This window comes from Nocardia yunnanensis, from assembly GCF_003626895.1.
GTDB lineage: Bacteria > Actinomycetota > Actinomycetes > Mycobacteriales > Mycobacteriaceae > Nocardia > Nocardia yunnanensis.
Map to the genome: position 1 here is coordinate 1,246,082 of NZ_CP032568.1, position 17,351 is coordinate 1,263,432.

The 17,351-nt window shown below is 68.3% G+C and carries 17 protein-coding genes; 7 read left to right on the forward strand and 10 right to left on the reverse strand.

The features are described from left to right. Positions 1–7 precede the first annotated feature (7 nt). From urtE to ramB, 7 genes are all read right to left on the reverse strand, one after another. Positions 8–700 (reverse strand): urea ABC transporter ATP-binding subunit UrtE, encoded by a 693-nt coding sequence (urtE, locus tag D7D52_RS05900; RefSeq protein WP_120735401.1) that lies wholly within the window; start codon positions 698–700, stop codon positions 8–10. Then, positions 684–1,502: an urea ABC transporter ATP-binding protein UrtD gene (urtD, locus tag D7D52_RS05905; RefSeq protein ID WP_246023658.1), complete on the reverse strand. Its 819-nt coding sequence runs from the start codon at positions 1,500–1,502 to the stop codon at positions 684–686. The genes urtE and urtD overlap by 17 nt, the downstream gene beginning before the upstream one ends. Beyond that, positions 1,502–2,611, reverse strand: a complete 1,110-nt coding sequence (gene urtC, locus D7D52_RS05910; RefSeq protein WP_120735402.1) for an urea ABC transporter permease subunit UrtC — start codon at positions 2,609–2,611, stop codon at positions 1,502–1,504. The genes urtD and urtC overlap by 1 nt, the downstream gene beginning before the upstream one ends. Then, positions 2,608–3,492 carry an urea ABC transporter permease subunit UrtB gene (gene urtB / locus D7D52_RS05915; RefSeq protein WP_120735403.1) on the reverse strand — a complete coding sequence of 295 codons (885 nt, stop codon included), beginning with the start codon at positions 3,490–3,492 and terminating at the stop codon, positions 2,608–2,610. Before urtB ends, urtC begins: the two co-directional genes overlap by 4 nt. A 214-nt stretch (positions 3,493–3,706) precedes the next feature. Next, positions 3,707–4,897 carry an urea ABC transporter substrate-binding protein gene (urtA, locus tag D7D52_RS05920; protein ID WP_425464663.1) on the reverse strand — a complete coding sequence of 397 codons (1,191 nt, stop codon included), beginning with the start codon at positions 4,895–4,897 and terminating at the stop codon, positions 3,707–3,709. Between the two features lie 397 nt (positions 4,898–5,294). After that, positions 5,295–5,912 carry a DUF8020 domain-containing protein gene (locus D7D52_RS05925; RefSeq protein WP_120735405.1) on the reverse strand — a complete coding sequence of 206 codons (618 nt, stop codon included), beginning with the start codon at positions 5,910–5,912 and terminating at the stop codon, positions 5,295–5,297. 70 nt (positions 5,913–5,982) lie between these two features. Continuing rightward, on the reverse strand, positions 5,983–7,392 hold the full coding sequence (gene ramB, locus D7D52_RS05930; RefSeq protein WP_120735406.1) for an acetate metabolism transcriptional regulator RamB: 1,410 nt from the start codon (positions 7,390–7,392) through the stop codon (positions 5,983–5,985). A gap of 162 nt (positions 7,393–7,554) precedes the next feature. On the opposite strand from ramB, the gene D7D52_RS05935 reads away from it, so the two are divergent. Further along, complete coding sequence (locus D7D52_RS05935; RefSeq protein WP_120743845.1) at positions 7,555–9,072, forward strand: ATP-dependent DNA ligase; 1,518 nt, start codon at positions 7,555–7,557, stop codon at positions 9,070–9,072. Positions 9,073–9,627: 555 nt separating this feature from the next. Here the strand turns inward: D7D52_RS05935 and D7D52_RS05940 are convergent. Continuing rightward, positions 9,628–10,068 carry a DUF4254 domain-containing protein gene (locus D7D52_RS05940; RefSeq protein ID WP_120743846.1) on the reverse strand — a complete coding sequence of 147 codons (441 nt, stop codon included), beginning with the start codon at positions 10,066–10,068 and terminating at the stop codon, positions 9,628–9,630. A 98-nt stretch (positions 10,069–10,166) separates the two neighbouring features. On the opposite strand from D7D52_RS05940, the gene D7D52_RS05945 reads away from it, so the two are divergent. The 6 genes from D7D52_RS05945 to D7D52_RS05970 all read left to right on the forward strand — a co-directional run bounded on the left by D7D52_RS05945 (position 10,167) and on the right by D7D52_RS05970 (position 15,507). Further along, the gene (locus D7D52_RS05945) at positions 10,167–11,132 is read left to right on the forward strand and encodes a hexose kinase (protein WP_246023659.1); all 966 of its coding nucleotides are present in this window, start codon (positions 10,167–10,169) and stop codon (positions 11,130–11,132) included. 310 nt (positions 11,133–11,442) lie between these two features. Beyond that, positions 11,443–11,853: a hypothetical protein gene (locus D7D52_RS05950; protein ID WP_162958173.1), complete on the forward strand. Its 411-nt coding sequence runs from the start codon at positions 11,443–11,445 to the stop codon at positions 11,851–11,853. A 100-nt stretch (positions 11,854–11,953) separates the two neighbouring features. After that, positions 11,954–12,754, forward strand: a complete 801-nt coding sequence (locus D7D52_RS05955; protein ID WP_120735408.1) for an ABC transporter ATP-binding protein — start codon at positions 11,954–11,956, stop codon at positions 12,752–12,754. Next, positions 12,751–13,527 carry an ABC transporter permease gene (locus tag D7D52_RS05960; protein ID WP_120735409.1) on the forward strand — a complete coding sequence of 259 codons (777 nt, stop codon included), beginning with the start codon at positions 12,751–12,753 and terminating at the stop codon, positions 13,525–13,527. The genes D7D52_RS05955 and D7D52_RS05960 overlap by 4 nt, the downstream gene beginning before the upstream one ends. After that, positions 13,527–14,330, forward strand: a complete 804-nt coding sequence (locus D7D52_RS05965) for an ABC transporter permease (protein WP_120735410.1) — start codon at positions 13,527–13,529, stop codon at positions 14,328–14,330. The genes D7D52_RS05960 and D7D52_RS05965 overlap by 1 nt, the downstream gene beginning before the upstream one ends. Positions 14,331–14,409: 79 nt before the next feature. Then, complete coding sequence (locus D7D52_RS05970; protein WP_120735411.1) at positions 14,410–15,507, forward strand: ABC transporter substrate-binding protein; 1,098 nt, start codon at positions 14,410–14,412, stop codon at positions 15,505–15,507. 18 nt (positions 15,508–15,525) lie between these two features. On the opposite strand, the gene D7D52_RS05975 is transcribed toward D7D52_RS05970, so the two are convergent. Together D7D52_RS05975 and D7D52_RS05980 are read right to left on the reverse strand one after the other, a co-directional pair. Continuing rightward, positions 15,526–16,551 (reverse strand): XdhC family protein, encoded by a 1,026-nt coding sequence (locus D7D52_RS05975; protein ID WP_120735412.1) that lies wholly within the window; start codon positions 16,549–16,551, stop codon positions 15,526–15,528. Positions 16,552–16,564: 13 nt separating this feature from the next. Continuing rightward, positions 16,565–17,272, reverse strand: a complete 708-nt coding sequence (locus D7D52_RS05980; protein ID WP_120743848.1) for a nucleotidyltransferase family protein — start codon at positions 17,270–17,272, stop codon at positions 16,565–16,567. Positions 17,273–17,351 lie beyond the last annotated feature (79 nt).

Sequence of the window (17,351 nt, forward strand, 5' to 3'; positions counted from 1 at the left end):
TGCCCGATCAGATCGCCATGGCCAGGCGCACCGCGGATTCCGCGCCCGCCCCGCCCGCACCGGAGGAGGTGACGCGGCCCGAGCGCAGGACGTAATACTGTTCGGCGGCCTGGAGCGCGAAACCGATGTGCTGCTCCACCAGCAGCACGCTCAGGCCGCCGCGTGCGGTGAGTTCGATGATGGTGCGCTCGATCTCGGCCACCACCGACGGCTGGATGCCCTCGGTCGGCTCGTCCAGGATGAGCAGTTTCGGTTCGGTGATGAGCGCGCGGGCGATGGCCAGTTGCTGGCGCTGGCCGCCGGAGAGCAGTCCGGCCTTGCGGGGCAGCAGTTCTCGCAGCGCGGGGAACAGGGTCAGTGATTCTTCGATCAGTTCCCTGCCCCGGGTGCGGCCGTCCGCCACCACCTGGAGGTTCTCCATTGTGGACAGCTGTGGAAAACTCTGCTGCCCCTGGGGAACATAGGCGATGCCGCGCTTGACCCGCCGCGACGGCGACAGCTTCGTGATGTCCTCGCCGTCGAAGCGGATCCGGCCGGATTTGGCGGGCAGCAGCCCGACCGCCGCGCGCAGCAGCGAGGTCTTGCCGGCGCCGTTGTGGCCCATGATGGCGGCCACGCCATTGTCCGGAACCGCCAGGGACACACCGTGAATCACCTCGGTCCGGCCGTAGCCGGTGTGCAGGTCAACGAGTTCCAGCATCCGCGGCCTCCTTCGTCTCGTCCGATTCTCCTGGCGCACTGCCGGATTCCGTCGCGGGCGGCAGGTCGCCGGCCGCGGCGGTGCCGAGGTAGACCTCCTGCACCTTCGGGTCGGCCTGCACCTGCTCGACCGTGCCCTCGCTCAGCACGCGGCCGCCGGCGAGCACCGTCACCGAGTTCGCGAACGCGCGCATGAAGTCCATATCGTGTTCGACGACGAGGACGACCCGCTCCGCGCCGATGCGGCGCAACAGGTTTCCGGTCTCCTCGCGCTCCTCGGCGCTCATGCCGGCCACCGGTTCGTCCAGCAGCAGCACCGAGGCGTTCTGCACCAGCAGCATGCCGATCTCCAGCCACTGCTTCTGGCCGTGCGCGAGCACCCCGGCGGGTTTGTCGCGCAGTGCGCCGAGGCCGATGGTGTCGAGGGCCTCCTCGATGGCGGGCAGCACCGAGGTGCGGCGGCGCAGCAGGGTGAGCGCGGAACGGCCCGCGCCCGCGGCGATATCGAGGTTCTGCAGCACGGTGAGCTGCTCGAACACGCTCGCGGTCTGGAAGGTGCGGCCCACGCCGAGCCGGGCGATCTGATGCACCTTGCGGCCGATCAGCTCGGTGCCGCTCTTGCGGGCCGAACCGGTGGCGGGGGTGAGGCCGGTGATGGCGTCGATGAGGGTGGTCTTGCCCGCGCCATTGGGCCCGATGAGGAAGCGCAGATCACCGTTGAGGACGGTCAGATCGACCTCCGAGACGGCCTGGAACCCGTCGAAACTCACTGACAGCTTGCTGATTTCGAGATACTCGGCCATCACGCCTCCGCCGGTTCCGTGATCGCGGGCAGGTCCGTCCGGGCGGGCCGCAGTCGTTCCAGCAATTGCCTTGCCATGGGCCCGAATCCGGCCAGCCCGGCCGGAATGAAGCCGACCACCACGATGAACAGCGCGCCCTGGAAGTAGGTCCAGGCGGACGGGAAATGCTCGGAGAACGTGGTCTGCGCCCAGGCCACCCCGACCGCGCCCAGCACCGGCCCGAGCAGGGTGGTGCGGCCGCCGATGGCGACGCCGATCAGGAACGCGATGGACGGCACGACGCCGATGTCGGCGGGGGAGATGATGCCGACGATCGGGGTGAACAGCGCGCCCGCGATGCCCGCGAAGAACGCGGCCACCACATAGGCGACGATCTTGATATTGGCCGGGTCGTAGCCGAGGAAGCGGACCCGCTCCTCCTGATCACGCACGGCGACAAGCAATTCGCCGTAGCGGCTGCGCATGAGCTGCCGCGCCACCGCGACCACGATCAGCAGGGTCGCCGCGGCGATGAAGAACAGCATGCGCCGGTTCACCGGATCGTCGAGCCGGAAGCCGAAGAACGCGTGGAAGTCGCTGAGCCCGGTGAAACCGCCGATGGTCTGCTGGCCGGTGAGCAGGATCGCCAGCGCCGCGGCCAGCGCCTGGCTCAGAATCGCGAAGTACGCGCCCTTCACCCGGCGCTTGAACACCCCGAACCCGAGCACGGCCGCGATCGCCGCGGGCAGGACCAGGATGGCCAGCAGGGCCACCGGGGCCGACGCGAAAGGCTGCCAGTACGAGGGCAATCGGTCAACGCCCGCGATGGTCATGAACTCCGGCACCGCCTCGTGCGTCTTGGCGGCATCGGCCAGCTGCAGGTGCATGGCCATGATGTAGGCGCCGATGCCGAAGAACACGCCCTGCCCGAGGGTGAGCATGCCGCCGCGCCCCCACGCCAGGCCGATGCCGACCGCGACGATGGCGAAGCACAGGAACTTGGCCAGCAGGCTCAACCGGAAATCGGTGAGCACCGCCGGCGCGAGCACGAACAGCACGATGGCGGCGATCGCGAAGCCGCCCAGGGCTTTCCAGGACGAGTTGGCGCGCAGGCGCTGGATGGTGGTCATGCCAGACTCCTCGTCCGGACGGTGAACAGGCCCTGCGGGCGGGCCTGCAGGAAGATCACGACCACGATGAAGACGATCACCTTGGCGACCGTCGCGGTGGTCGAGTACTCGACGAACGAATTCAGCAGGCCCATGGCGAAGGCCGCGATGACCGTGCCCTTGATCTGCCCGAGGCCGCCGATCACGACCACCAGGAACGCGTCCACCAGATACGACTGCCCGATGGTGGGGCTGGTGGAGCCGATCAACGTCAGCGCCACCCCGGCGACGGCGGCCAGGCCGGAGCCGATGAAGAAGGTGCTCACGTCGGTGAGACGCGAAGAGACACCGGAGGTTTCGGCGAGACTGCGGTTCTGCACCACGGCCCGGATGCGGCGGCCCAGCGGCGTCGTCTCGAGCGCGGCCGCCAGCGCGATCACCGCGGCCACGGCCAACACCATGATGAAGATGCGGGTCTTGGGCACCACGGTGCCCGCGATGGTGAGACCGCCGGTCAGCCAGTGCGGCGCGACCACGTTCTTGGCGGGCGCGCCGAAGATGTCGCGCACCGCCTGCTGCAGCACCAGCCCGACACCGAAGGTGACCAGCAGGGTGTCCAGCGGGCGGTCGTACATCCAGCGGATCAGGCCCATTTCCAGGGCGGCGCCCAGCAGGCCGCCGACCAGGAACCCGACGAACAGCGACACGATCAGCGCCACCCCCGTCGCCGAGATCAGTTGCTCCACAACGTAGGTCGTGTAGCAGCCGGCCATGATGAATTCGCCGTGCGCCATATTGATGACGCCCATCTGACCGAAGGTCAGCGACAGGCCCAGCGCGGCGAGCAGCAGGATCGAGCCGAGACTGAGCCCGGTGAAGAGTTGTCCGACAAGGACATCCATGTGAGTACCTTCTTCGGCGAAGACGCGGTCCGTCGTCCCGGCGTGTCCTCGGCCGGGATCCACACTCGAGGATCGACCGGCAGTGGCGGCGGATACCGGCCGAAAGCTCGCCGGAACGGCGGGGTTGGTGGCCGCCGATGCGGCTGGTCCGGGGTCCGCGCGGTGAGAGTGCGCCCGGATCCGCACCAGCCGCCCCTCAACGGCGGCCGCCGAATTACTTGAGGCCCTTGGCCCAGTCGTAGTTCTTCAGGTACGGGTCGGGCTGGATCGGCTTGCCGGAATCCCAGACGGTGTAGATCAGGCCGTCGGGGTGGATCTCGCCGATGCGGGCGGTCTTGGTGATGTGGTGGTTGGAGCCGTCGATGGTGACGGTGCCCTCCGGCGCGTCGTAGCTGACACCGTCGGCGGCCTGCTGAATGTCGGCCACCGCGAAGGACTTCGCCTTCTCGACGGTGTTCTTCCACAGGTAGACCGAGGTGTAGGCGGCCTCCATCGGGTCGGAGGTGGGCTTGTTCGCGCCGTAGGCGGCCTTGTAGGCGGTGACGAACGCCTTGTTCTGCGGGGTGTCGACGGTCTGGTAGTAGTTCCAGGCGGTCAGCTGGCCCGCGACGTTCTGCACGCCGACGCCGCCGACCTCCTCCTCGGCGATGGATACCGAAACCACCGGCATATCAGCGGCTTTCAGGCCCGCGTTGGCGTATTCGCGGAAGAACGCGACATTGGAGTCGCCGTTGAGGGTGTTGAACACCGCGCCCGCCTTGGCGGTGCGGACCTTGTTGACGATGGTCGAGAAATCGGTGGAGCCCAGCGGCGCGTAGTCCTCGCCCTTGATCTCGATGCCGTTGGCCTTGGCGTACGCCTTGATCTCGCGGTTGGCGGTCTGCGGGAAGACGTAGTCCGAACCCACCAGGTAGAGGGAGGTGATGCCCTTCTGCTTCAGGTAGTCCAGGGCCGGGATGATCTGCTGATTGGTGGTCGCGCCGGTGTAGAAGATGTTCTTGGAATCCTCCAGGCCCTCGTACTGAACCGGGTAGTACAGCAGCGAGTTCAGGGATTCGAACTTGGGCTTCATGGCCTTGCGGGACGCGGAGGTCCAGCCGCCGAAGACCGCGGCGACGCAGTCGGAGCTGATCAACTTCTCGGCCTTCTCGGCGAAGGTCTTCGGATCCGACGCGCCGTCCTCGAGCACCACCTCGAGCTTCTTGCCCAGCACACCGCCGGCGGCATTGATCTGATCCACCGCCAGCTTGGTGGCATTGGCGACGGTGACCTCGCTGATGGCCATGGTTCCGGTCAGCGAGTGCAGCGAACCGATCTTGATGGTGTCCTTCGAGGTGTCCACACAGGACTTGGCGTTGGAGCCCGACGCGGTGTCGCTGTCACGCGACCCGCACCCGGCGACCATGACGGCGGACAACGCCAGCGCGGTCGGAATGATGATCGCCTTCGTCAGGCGAGTGGTCCTGTCCCGGCGGGGAGAGTCGTGCATGGGGCGGATCCTTCGGTTCACAGTGTTCAACGACGCCACCTGCGCCGCTTGCGAATACCGCCGCGTATACAGCGGCTGTATTCGTGAAACGGAACGGTAAACGGGAAGTGTTGCGCCGGAATGACTCTCGATGAAGGTCCGATTTCTCGTGTTTCGCCGACGTGAATTTCTGCTCACGGCAGTGCGATTCGAATCGCTGATGTACGGCAAAGCCCTGATCACTGGGCATAAACGACGCGAGCCGGTGTCAGCGAAAGCTGACACCGGCCCGAGGTCGGCGGTGAAAACTACTACTGGAAGGTAACTTTCGGGCCTACGGCCCGCTGCACTCCCACGCGTCCTGCTGGTCGGAGTTCGGAATGGCGCCGCCGGCCGCCCCGCCGATGGCGCCGCCGAGCAGGAAGCCGCCGATCGCGATGAACGGCAGGGCGAGCGCGCCGATACCCATGGTCGCGACGGTGATGGCCAGACCGATCACGGTCGCGCCGAGCACGCCCAGCGTGGCGCCGATCCCGAAGCCGAGTTCGATGCTGCGCTGGCGCGGCGAACTCGGCGAGCAGTTGTACCAGACCGGATCGAAGACCGGCTGGGCGACCAGTTTCGTTCCGCCGTCGAGGATTTGCGGTTGCAGCGCGAGCGTGCCGCTGTCGGTGCCGAAGGCCACGGGCAAGGTGGCGGCCACCTCGCCGGTGGCGGTCACGAGCTGGATGTCGGTGCCGGTGGCGACGAAGGTGCCGCCGGAGACGATGGTGGTGACGGTCTTGTCCGCGTCGGAGCGGACCGCGTCGAAATAGACGCCGCTCTGCTGTCCGGCGAACTGCGTGAGCGACTGCACGTCCTGCGCGGGCTGTTCCGGCGCAGCGTACGACGTGCCCCCCGTGATCGCCATGGCGCCGATGGTGAGCGCAGCCGTGGCGACGATCTTTCTCATTTTCACATCATCATGTTCGTACGGGATTCCGCGGCCGTTCCCCCCGCGAATAGGTCATCGAATCTGTCGGTTACTGAATGACGTAGGGGGAGATGGAGCTTCGGTGTTCGCTGATATCGAGGGATTTGCCGAGGGGCGGGAATGCGCGCTGGGGGCAGTTGGAGCGTTCGCAGACTCGGCAGCCGGCGCCGATGGGGGTGGCCTTGGGCTCGTTGAGGTCCAGGCCGTCGGCGTAGACGGTGCGGCCGGCGTGGCGTAATTCGCAGCCGAGGCCGATGGCGAAGATTTTGCTCGGTTCGCCGTAGCGGGTGGCGCGGCGTTCCACCGTGCGGGCGATCCAGAGGTATTTGCGGCCGTCGGGCATCTGGGCGATCTGGGTCATGATCTTCGCGGGGTAGGCGAAGGTTTCGTAGACGTTCCACAGCGGGCAGGTGCCGCCGCTGGAGGAGAAGTGAAAGCCGGTGGCGGACTGGCGTTTCGACATATTGCCGGCGCGGTCGACGCGGACGAAGGAGAAGGGCACGCCGCGGAGTTTGGGCCGCTGCAGGGTGGACAGGCGGTGGCAGATGGTTTCGTAGCTCTGGGTGAAGAAGGCCGACAGGCGCTCGATGTCGTAGCGGAAATCCTCGGCCACCTCGTGGAAATGGGTGTAGGGCAGCACCGTCGCGGCGGCGAAATAGTTGGCCAGGCCCAGCTTCGCCAGCACCACGGATTCGGGACTGGAGAAATTGCCCTCGGCCACCAGCTTTTCGATCAGGTCGCCGCATTCGAGATAGGCCAGTTCGGCCGCCAGCTTGAACACCCGCTGACCGCCGGACAGATGCGGGGCGATCTCCAGGCGGCGCTGCGCCGGATCGTAGCGGTGCAGCAGGCCGTCGCCGAGATCGATGCGCTCGACGATCTGCACACCGTGCGCGTCGGCCAGCCGGCGCGGAATCTCGCGTTTCAGGTCGCCGCCGTGGAAACGCATGCGATGGGTGAGTTCCTCGGCGGCCGTGTCCAATTCGTGAATGTAGTTCTGCCGCTGATAGAAGTAGTCGCGGACTTCCTCGTGCGGTTTGGAGATGGCGCCCGAACCGCTGCCGTCGGCGAACCGGTCCTCGGTGGCGGCGGCCAGCTGCGCGGTCGTATTGCGATAGCGGCGATGCATATTCACCATGGCGCGCGCCAAACCCGGGTGCGCGGAGACCATTTCGGCGATCTCCTGGGCGTCGGCCTCCACCCCGAGCTCCTGGTCCATCACCACCTCCTGGAGTTCGGCGATGAGCCGGGTGTCGTCCTGGGAGGAGAAGAAGCCGGCGTCGACGCCGAAGACTTCACTGATGCGCAGCAGAACCGGTACGGTGAGCGGGCGCACGTCGTGTTCGATCTGATTCAGATAGCTCGCGGAGATCTCGAGCTTCTTGGCCAGGGAGACCTGACTCAGCCCGCGCTCGGTACGCAGCTGCCGGAGCCGCGCCCCGACAAAAGTCTTGGCCATGCGACCGAGTTTATTGGCGTATTCGCATCGTTGCCAATGCCGGGATTAGCAGGCCTGCTGAGCTCTGTGTCACATCGCCTTTCCACGTCGCCGCCGGGGGCGCGGGCCGTGGTTGTCGGTGCGGCGGGTTACCGTCGAGAAATGCTCTCGCCGGAACCGGAAATGCTGCTGTCCGAAGTGGTCGAGGCGTCGCGTGGGGCGCGGGAGACGTCCTCGCGCAAAAGCAAGATCAAGATATTCGCCGAGGTGATGCGCCGGGCCGCGCCCGCGGAATTGGCCCAGGTGGTGGCCTGGCTGTCCGGGGATCTGCTGCAGGGCCGGATCGGCACCGGCTGGCGAACCCTGGTCGGGCTCGAGGTGACACCGGCGGGGGAGCCGGGCTTGACGGTCGCGGCGGTGGATGCCGCGTTCACCGCGCTGGCCGGGATCTCCGGCAGCGGGTCGGCCGCGCGCCGGCAGGAGGCGCTGACCGAGCTCTTCGGCGCCGCGACCGCCGACGAGCGGGATTTTCTGACCCGGCTGCTGACCGGGGAGATGCGGCAGGGCGCGTTGACCGCGATCGTGGCCGAGGCGGTGGCCGCCGCCTTCGAGGCGCCGATCGCGGACGTGCGCCGGGCCCACATGCTGTCGGGACGCCTACCGGTCACCGCGCTCGCGGCGAAAACGGGCGGAGTCGAAGCGCTGCAAGCCTTTCGGCTCGAACTCGGGCGGCCGATCCAGCCCATGCTGGCCGCGCCGGGCGCGACCCTGGACGAGGCGCTGGCCGAATTCGGCGGGCAGGCCAGCGTCGAGCACAAGATGGACGGCGCCCGGATTCAAGTGCACCGGGACGGCGAGCGGGTGTGGGTTTTCACCCGGACCCTGCGCGACATCACCGCCGGCGTGCCCGAATTGGTCGATCTGGTGCGGGGATTGGACTGCTCCAGCGTGGTGCTCGACGGCGAGACGCTGGCGCTCGACGACTCCGGCCGCCCGCGCCCGTTCCAGGAGACCATGAGTCGCTTCGGCGCGGCCACCGCCCAGGAACTGCTGCTGCACCCCTACTTCTTCGACTGCCTGCACCTCGACGGCGCCGATCTGCTCGACGCGCCGCTGCGCGAGCGCCGCGCCGCCCTCACCGCGGTGGCCCCCACGCTCGGCATCCCCGCCCTCATCGCCCCCGATCCGGAGACCGCCGCCGAATACTTCGACGGCGCACTGGCCGCCGGCCACGAGGGCATCATGATCAAATCCCTGGACGCCCCCTACGCCGCCGGCCGCCGCGGCCGCGCCTGGCAGAAGATCAAACCCACCCACACCCTCGACCTCATCGTGCTCGGTGCGGAATGGGGTTACGGCCGCCGCACCGGCTACCTCTCCAACCTCCACCTCGGCGCCCGCGACCCCGAGGGCGGCGACCCCATCATGGTCGGCAAAACCTTCAAGGGCCTCACCGACGCCCTCCTCCACTGGCAAACCGCCGAATTCCCCCGTCACGAACGCACCCGAGACGCCTCCACCGTCTACCTCTACCCCGAACTGGTAGTCGAAATAGCCCTGGACGGCGTCCAAACCAGCCCCCGCTACCCCGGCGGCGTAGCCCTCCGCTTCGCCCGCGTAGTCCGCTACCGCCCCGACAAAGACCCCACCGAAGCCGACACCATCAACACCATCCAAGCCCTCCTCCCGGGCCCGAAATAACGGGCGTCCGGCGGCGGAGCCTTGGTGGTTCGGGGGACTCCCCCTGGTCCTGTACTTCCCGGGCGTGGACGCGGAGTCCCCGCGAAGGCTTCCTGGGTTCGGGGGCTTCTGTGCTTCCCGGGGCGTGGGGCGGCGCCCCACGAGCCCTCATCCCGGGGGGGGCTGGGGCGGCGCCCCACGGGCCCTCCTCCCGGGGGTGTGGGGGCGGAGCCCCCGCAAACTGTCCTTGGGGGTTCGGGGGCGAAGCCCCTGAGAGCATCGCGAGTTGATCTCTCCTCACAGAGGATTCACAGCTGGAACATGGGACGCTCCGAGCTTCGCAGCGCACGATGCAGGGGTCGACACTTCGACCGGACGGTTGTCAGGTGACGAGAAGCAGGTACTGCCACCGCATCTCCCACGCGGATTCCTGTGCACTCGTGCCGCCCGCTCGATGCCGACGGTGGATTGCGCATGGTCCACCTGTGTGGCCGGTGGTGCCCCGCCCCCTCGCCGGGCACCGCCGGCCGCGGTCATGTCCGCGGCCGGTCGGTCGCCCGCCGCACGGGCCGACGGTCAGGATTCCAAGTCGTGGGTGCCGGTGAGGTTGGGTAGCCGCCGCCGTCCGCTCGCCAGTTCCCCCGCTAGATCCTCGTAGGCGATGGCCAGTTCGGTGAGCCGCTGCGCGGCCTCGTGCATGGCGGCGTCGGGCGACATGGCCAGCGTCAGATAGGCCAGGGCCGAGAACTGGGCCAGCCGATCCACGACGGTGCCGACGGTCTCGGTGTGCAGATGCGCGTCGCGGGCCGCCTTGGGCAGTTCGGCCGCGACCCAGCGGTCGATGTCGTGCACCAGCCGCGCGCGATCGTGGTCGATGCGATCGGTGCCGCTCGCCGCGGCCAGCCGCCGCTCGTGCAGGTCCGCGAGTAAGCCGGCGCAACGCAGCAGCGGATGATCATCGGGGGGCAGGCCGCGGCAGGCCTGCAGCAGCAGGTGTTTCGGCGGAAGCGGATGCACGGCCGACATCCTGCCCTTCGAATATCTCCGAATGGCAACGACATTGGCGGCATCGACATTCGGTGCCACCTTTTGTGCCAGGGGTTGCATCCGGTGCCGTGACGTGCCGTGATGGTGGGGTGATCCTCACCGTGACCATGAACCCCGCCTACGACATGACCTATCGGGTCGAGCATTTCGAGCGGGGCCGGGCGCAACGGGTGCGGTCGGTGGATCAGCGGCTGGGCGGGCGCGGCATCAATGTCACCCGGGTGCTGAATCAGCTCGGCAAATACGCGCGCGCCACCGGCTTCTCCGATCACGCCTTCGCGGCCGCCGCGGAACTGGAGATGCCGGTGGATTTCGTGCACGCGCTGCCGTGGGTGCGGCGCACGGTGGTGATCAGCGAATCCGAGGACGGCAGTGCGACCGCGCTGTGGGAGCCGGGACCGCGCATCACCGAACCGCATGCCGTCGACCAGTTGCGGGTGCGGGTCGACGGCATGCTCTCGGACATGAGCGGTCTGGTGATCGCGGGTTCGCTGCCCGGCGGGGTCGGCCCGGACGTGCCCGCCGAACTGGCCCGCACCGCCCTCGCCGCGGGGGTGCCGACCCTCTGCGATTTCGACGGTCAGGCGCTGGAGTTGGCGGCTCGCGTCCCGGGCGTGGTGCTGACCCCGAATGTGGATGAGCTGGAACGACTCACCGGCCAGCCCGCCGGCACGGTGCCCGAGATCCTGGCGGCGGTGGACGGGCTGCTCGCCGGTGGCGTGCGGGCGGTGATCGTGACCCGCGGCGGGGCGGGCATGGTCGCGGTCACCCCGGACCGGGCCTGGACGGCGGCCCTGCCGAAACCGCTGGCGGGCAATCCGACCGGGGCGGGCGATGCCGCCGTGGCCGCGCTCATCGCCGGACTCGCCGGGGAGGCCGAGCCGGACTGGCCGACCCTCCTGGTGGACGCGGTCGCCACTTCGGCTGCCGCCGTGGTCATTCCGGTCGCGGGAGAAATCGACCGCGTCCTCCGAGAGCGCCTCCAACCGACCGTCCAGGTCGAAGAACTCGAAGCGGTCGCAGTGAGGTCCTAGCTCCGTCTCGTCCCGCCTGTGCCGACCTCGTCATCTCGGCGCGTGCCGACCTCGTCATCCCGGCGCGTGCCCACCTCGTCATCCCGGCGCGTGCCCACCTCGTCATCCCGGCGCGTATTTGGCCGGGATCCAACGCCACGGTGGTGGATTCCGGCCAAGAGCACGCCGGAATGACGAGGGCGGGCGGCCTCCCTGCCGTGCGCAGCATGCGCAGCATGCGCAGCATTGGTTGGGTGGCGTGTACGGGTGATCAGTGGTCGGGCGGCGTGGTGTGGGGGATTGGGGGTTCTTACGGGGTTAGGTTGGGGGGATGTCGGACCTAGATCTTCAGCCCGACCAGGGGGCGGGTATGGGCGACAGGTATCGGATGCCGCGGGTGGTGCGGGCGGCGCAGGTGCTGGCGCTCGGCCTGGCGGGGCTGGGCGTGATCTGCGCGGCGTCCTCGGGCTGGCTGCTGGGCGGCAGGGCGGCGGTCGAAACCGCCGTGCCGTTCATTCCGGGATTCCTGCTCGGACTGATCGCGCTGACCTTCAATTCCGAGGGGCAGTCGGTGCGGATCGGCGCGATTCTCGTGGCGGTCATGAACATGCTGTGGACGGTGCCGTCCATCACCGACGGCCGTCCGCCCGGGCCGCTGGGCCCGCTGGTGTCTCTGGCGGTGATCGTGTTGCTGTTCCGCCGCGAGTCCCGCGACTGGTTCGAACCCCCGGCCTGGTGGTGAGCCCGGGGTAACCGGATCGGGCCGCCGGTCGTAACACCGGCGAAATCTCGTCTGCCCATTCGCAATCTGCGTGCAATTCCCGGCATTTACCGTTGGCCCTATGAGTTCGGAAGTCGCCGCGGGGACGGGCATTCATATCAGCGGGCTGAGCAAGACCTTCCGCTCCGGGCGGCGTGTGGTGCAGGCTCTCGATGCGGTCGATCTGCATACCGCGCAGGGCGCGTTCCTGTCGCTGCTGGGGCCGTCGGGCTGCGGGAAGTCCACGATCCTGCGGATTCTCGCGGATCTGGAGTCGCCCTCCGCGGGCGCCGCCCGGATCAACGGCGAGACGCCCGCGGAACTGCGCCGCCGCCACGAGTTCGGCATCGCCTTCCAGGATTCGGCGCTGTTGCCCTGGCGCAGTGTGGAATCCAATATCAAGCTGCCGTTGCAGGTGGCGGGCCTGCCCGCGGATCGGGAGCTGGTCGCCGATCTGATCCGGCTGGTCGGCCTGGAGGGTTTCGAGAAGGCCAAGCCCGCGCAGCTGTCCGGCGGTATGCGGCAACGGGTTTCGATCGCCCGCGCGCTGGTGGTGAAGCCGACCGTGCTGCTGCTGGACGAGCCGTTCGGCGCGCTCGACGATATGACCCGGCAGCGGCTCAACCTCGAACTGCTGCGCATCTGGACCGAGAAGCCCGCCACCACGCTGATGGTCACCCACGGCATCGCCGAGGCGGTCTTCCTCTCCGATGTGGTGGCCGTGATGAGCCCGCGCCCGGGCCGGGTGGTGGAGGTGGTGAACATCGACCTGCCGCGCCCGCGCACCCCGGAGATGATGCGTTCGCCGGAGTTCCACAAACTCCACGACTACCTGCTGGAGCTGCTGTTCGGCCGCAGCGGTCAGGGCGGAGTCGCGGAATGAGCTGGGAGACACTGCGACAGCGCGTCCACCTTACGAAACTCGGTGGGCTGGCGGGCATTCTGGTGTTGCTGGCCGCGTGGACGCTGCTGGCCGAACTGCACGTCGCGGGCGGCACCGTCCCGAGCCCGTGGAATGTCGTGCACACCATGTACACCGACGGCTGGGCGCTCTACGGCCCGAACTTCCGGGTCACCGCCTGGGGGGCGTTGCAGGGTTTCGCGTGGGGCAACGGCCTGGCCATCGCGCTGGCGATCCTGGTGGTGCTGATCCCGCCGATCGAAATGCTGGTCACGCAGCTGGCGATTCTGAGCTACTGCACGCCGCTGCTGGCGCTGGGCCCGATCATCCTGGTGGTGTTCGGCGGCCGCACCCCGACGGTGTTCCTGGCCGCCATGTACTGCTTCTTCACCACCATGGTCGGCACGGTGACCGGGCTGCGCTCGGCCGATCGCACCAGCCTGGATCTGGTGCGCGCCTACGGCGGCGGACGGTGGCAGCGGCTGCGGCGGGTGCAGATCATCGCCGCGCTGCCGAACACCTTGGCCGCCTTGAAGATCGCCGCGCCCTCGGCGGTGCTGGGCGCGATCATCGGGGAGTACCTGGGCGGCGTGGACAGCGGTATCGGCGTCGCCCTGACGGCCGCGCAGACCGCCTACAACGTGCCGCGCACCTGGGGCATGGCGCTGGCCGCGGCGGCGCTGGCGGGCCTGGGCTACGCGGTGGTGGCGCTGGTGGCCCGCGTCGCGGTGCCGTGGACGCGAGCGGAGGCGTGATGAGGACACTGAACGTATTGCGCCCGATCGGCAGATTCCTGCTGCCGCTGGTGGTTTCGATGATCCTGCTGGTACTGCTGTGGTACGGCTTCCTGGAGCTGTACCCGCAGGTCGGCCTGGTCGGCAAGAGTCCCGGCGACGTCTGGACCTATCTGGTCACCGGGCCCACCTCCGGCAACGCCCGCCACGTCGTCTTCGACGAAATGCGAATCACGTTGAAGGACGCCCTGATCGGCTTCGGCGCGGGCCTGGGTGCGGCGCTGGCGGTGGCCGCGCTGTTCATCGGCGTCCCCGCGGTGGCGCAGGCGTTCATGCCGGTGGCCATGCTGCTGCGGTCGGTGCCGCTGGTGGCCATCACCCCGATCATCGTGCTGGTGTTCGGGCGCGGCCTGCTGGGCGTCACCGTCATGGCGGCCATCGTGGTGTTCTTCCCCGCGCTGGTGATTATCATGACCGGATTGCGGTCCGCGCCCCGGCAGGCCACCGAACTGGTGGTGGCGTACGGCGGTTCGCATTGGACGGCGCTGCGGATGGTGGCGATCCCGGCGGCGCTGCCGTCGGTGTTCGCGGCGGCGCGCATCTCGGTGCCGGGCGCGCTGATCGGTGCGTTGCTCGGCGAATGGCTGGGCAGCGGAAAAGGTCTGGGAGCCGGGCTGATCCGCGCCATTCCCACCTTCCAGTACAACCGGCTGTGGGCGTCGATCGCGCTGGTCACGGTGGTCTCGGTGGTCGCGTACGCGGTGGTGGGCGTGCTGGAGAACCTGGTGCTGGCGCGGTTCGCACCGCAGCGGGGTCGGGATTGAGTTCACGAGTTAACCTGCCGCACACAAATACCTGTCCCAAAGCAAAATATCGGAAATCGAAACCGCCTACATTTCCCGCATGAGTGGTTTGTTCGGGCCGGATTCGGTCTCCCAGTTGTCCATCGGCAGGCGGTCGTTCCTCCGCTATGCCGGGCTCGCCGGTGCGGCGGCGGGCGGTGCCGGTGTGCTCGCCGCCTGCGGCGGCGGTTCCTCGGGCGGCGGCAACGGCAGTTCGGCCGATGGTTCCAAGTACGGGACGGTGGCGGTGCAGCTGTCCTGGTTGAAGAACATCGAATTCGCGGGCGAGTACTTCGCGGATTCCAAGGGTTATTACAAGGACGCCGGTTTCGGCTCGGTGAATCTGGTCGCGGGCGGTGCGGCCAGCACCTCGGTGGAGGCGGGGCTGGGCACCGGCAAGATCTGGATCGGCATGTCCGCGCCGCAGACCACCGCGCCCGCCGTGCTCGAGGGGTTGGCCGCCAAGATCGTCGGCACCACGTATCAGAAGAATCCGTTCTGCATCGTGAGCTCGGCGGCCAAGCCGATCCGGACCCCGCAGGACATGAAGGGCCGCAAGATCGGGGTGCAGGACACCAATCAGCTCATCTTCAACGCGCTGCTGGCGGCCAACAATATGTCGCCCGGCGATGTGACCGTCGTTCCGGCGCAATACGATCCGACGCCGCTGGCCAACGGCGAGGTGGACGGCTGGGTCAGCTACGCCACCAACGAGCCGATCACGCTGGCGGCCAAGGGTTTCCAGAACTTCAACTTCCTGTTCGCCGATTTCGGGCTGCCGCTGGTCGCGGAGACGCTGACGGTGAGCCAGAAGACCATCGACTCCGAGCGCGACAAGCTCAAGGCGTTCCTGATGGCCGAGGTGAAGGGGTGGAAGGACGCGGTCGCCAGCCCGGAGGAGTCCGCGCGGCTGGCCGTCGAGGTGTACGGCAAGGATCAGCGGCTGGAATTGAAGGAACAGACGATGGAGGCCAGCGCCCAGAACGGGCTGGTCGTCTCCGCCGATTCGAAGGCCAACGGGCTGTTCACCATGACCGACGATCTGATCGCGCAGAACATCGCCGCGCTCGGCAAGGCGAAGATCGACATCAAGGCGAACCAATTGTTCGACCTGTCGGTGCTGAAAGAGGTGTTCGCCGAGCACCCCGAGCTGAAATAGCTTCCCGGGGAACGGAACTCAGCGCACCAGTTGCACGTGCCGCTTGCCCGTGCCCGGTGCGGCCGACAGCGGTTCGGCCGAGGTCCCGTTGCGGACCGCCAAAAGTTCGGCGGCGATCGCGACGGCGGTCTCGGCCGGCGTGCGCGCGCCCACGTCCAGTCCGGCGGGGGAGTGCAGGCGGGACAGGATCTCGTCGGTGAAGCCGCCGGCCTGCAGGGCCTCCAGCCGATGCGCGTGGGAAGCCGGGGTACCCAGGGCGGCCAGGTAACCCAGCTCGGGTAGTCGCAAAGCCACGGTGAGCAGCGGGATGTCGAACTTCGGGTCCTGTGAGAGCACCACCAGGGCGGTGCTGGCGTCGATCTCGCCCGCCGAGGCGAGGGTGTTGAGGTAGCGGTGCGGCCAGTCCACCACGACCTCACAGCCCGGGTAGGCCGCGGCATTGGCGAAGGTGGGGCGGGCGTCGACGATGGTGACCCGGTAGCCGAGCAGCCTGGCCTGGGTGGCCAGCGCGCTCGCGAACACATTGGCGCCCACCAGGATCAGCTGCGGCGGCCGCGCGAAGGAGGAGACGAACACATCCGAGTCCGGCAGCGACACCAGTTCGGTGCCGTGTTTGCGATCGGTGATCAGATGCTGGCCGATGACATCCGGATCCGAATGCCACACCACCGTGAACACGGTGACCTGCCGCTGCGCCGCGATATCGGCCGCCACGTCCGGGAATTCGGGGAAATGCCGGCGCGAGAACGGCTCGGTGAAGACGTCCAGGGTGCCGACGCAATCCATCTGCGCGTCCAGCCCGCTGCCGGGCCCGAACCGCTGCAGGCCGCGCTGCCCGGTGCGCGCCGACTCCACCGCGGCCTCGTAGGCGGCGGCCTCCGCACAGCCCGCCGAGATCGACCCGAAGGCCCGGCCGTCGGCGTCCACCACCATGGCCGAACCGATCGGCACCGGCGTACCGCCCTGTGTCCGAACGAGAGTGGCCAAACCGCCGGTTCGCCCGCTGTGCCACACCCGAAGAAGGTCGTCGACGATATCCCGCATCACATGCTCCCGATCACAGTGCGCTGCCCGCCGGATAATCCCGATCGATCCCCGTTGCGAGGTCGTCGCACGTGACGCACACCATATCCGCTCGTTGCCGTAAATAAGTGCCCGCCCCCGAATTTCCCGCCGCGCTCGCGCACACCCCCGCCCAGTGCGCCCGCCCCAGCACCACGGGGTGCCCCGGCGCACCGCCGAAAACCGCTCGCGCCAAACGGCTCTCGCTCGCTCTCGCGGCCGCGATGACGCGTGCGACGACGTCGGGTCCGACGTCGGGGGTGTCCACCGGCATGATCGCGACCAACCCGGCCGTCCGCGCGCGGCCGGCATCGTCGTTTTCGATGCTGGAATTCCCCGCACCGACATTCCGCACAGAGGTATTCCGCACAGCGGCTATCCGCGCGGCAGGCACGGCCGCCGCCGCCAATCCGGCCCGCATCGAGGCGCTCACCCCCGCATCCCAGTCGGCCGCCCAGACCGGTTGCGCCCCTTCAGGAATCGCGATGCCCGAGGTTTGCGACACCAGCCACCGGCCATCCCCCGCCCGGTACGCGGGCCCGGTCGCCCCGAGCACCACAACGACCCGCTCACATCCGCCCCCACGCAAAGCGGCCACCCCCGCCCGCAGCCACGCACCATCCGCAGCCAGCACTTTCGGCATGCCATACCGCCGACCGGCACCGGCCGCGAGCAGAATTCCAGCGCAGCTCTCGGGACTCACGCGTGCAGGGTAATCCCGAACGCCCCCAACCGCTGACCAAGCGACCCACAGGTAGCTCTTCCCACCCACAGACCCCGGT

Excerpts from the sequence above, each read along its gene's own strand:
- urtC (WP_120735402.1), bottom strand. The coding sequence starts at position 2,611 with ATGACCACCATCCAGCGCCTGCGCGCCAACTCGTCCTGGAAAGCCCTG.
- D7D52_RS05970 (WP_120735411.1), top strand. The coding sequence starts at position 14,410 with ATGAGTGGTTTGTTCGGGCCGGATTCGGTCTCCCAGTTGTCCATCGGC.
- D7D52_RS05975 (WP_120735412.1), bottom strand. The coding sequence starts at position 16,551 with ATGCGGGATATCGTCGACGACCTTCTTCGGGTGTGGCACAGCGGGCGA.
- D7D52_RS05965 (WP_120735410.1), top strand. The coding sequence starts at position 13,527 with ATGAGGACACTGAACGTATTGCGCCCGATCGGCAGATTCCTGCTGCCG.
- urtD (WP_246023658.1), bottom strand. The coding sequence starts at position 1,502 with ATGGCCGAGTATCTCGAAATCAGCAAGCTGTCAGTGAGTTTCGACGGG.
- urtE (WP_120735401.1), bottom strand. The coding sequence starts at position 700 with ATGCTGGAACTCGTTGACCTGCACACCGGCTACGGCCGGACCGAGGTG.
- D7D52_RS05935 (WP_120743845.1), top strand. The coding sequence starts at position 7,555 with ATGCTGCTGTCCGAAGTGGTCGAGGCGTCGCGTGGGGCGCGGGAGACG.
- D7D52_RS05960 (WP_120735409.1), top strand. The coding sequence starts at position 12,751 with ATGAGCTGGGAGACACTGCGACAGCGCGTCCACCTTACGAAACTCGGT.
- ramB (WP_120735406.1), bottom strand. The coding sequence starts at position 7,392 with ATGGCCAAGACTTTTGTCGGGGCGCGGCTCCGGCAGCTGCGTACCGAG.
- urtB (WP_120735403.1), bottom strand. The coding sequence starts at position 3,492 with ATGGATGTCCTTGTCGGACAACTCTTCACCGGGCTCAGTCTCGGCTCG.
- D7D52_RS05950 (WP_162958173.1), top strand. The coding sequence starts at position 11,443 with ATGTCGGACCTAGATCTTCAGCCCGACCAGGGGGCGGGTATGGGCGAC.
- D7D52_RS05955 (WP_120735408.1), top strand. The coding sequence starts at position 11,954 with ATGAGTTCGGAAGTCGCCGCGGGGACGGGCATTCATATCAGCGGGCTG.
- D7D52_RS05925 (WP_120735405.1), bottom strand. The coding sequence starts at position 5,912 with ATGAGAAAGATCGTCGCCACGGCTGCGCTCACCATCGGCGCCATGGCG.
- urtA (WP_425464663.1), bottom strand. The coding sequence starts at position 4,897 with ATGGTCGCCGGGTGCGGGTCGCGTGACAGCGACACCGCGTCGGGCTCC.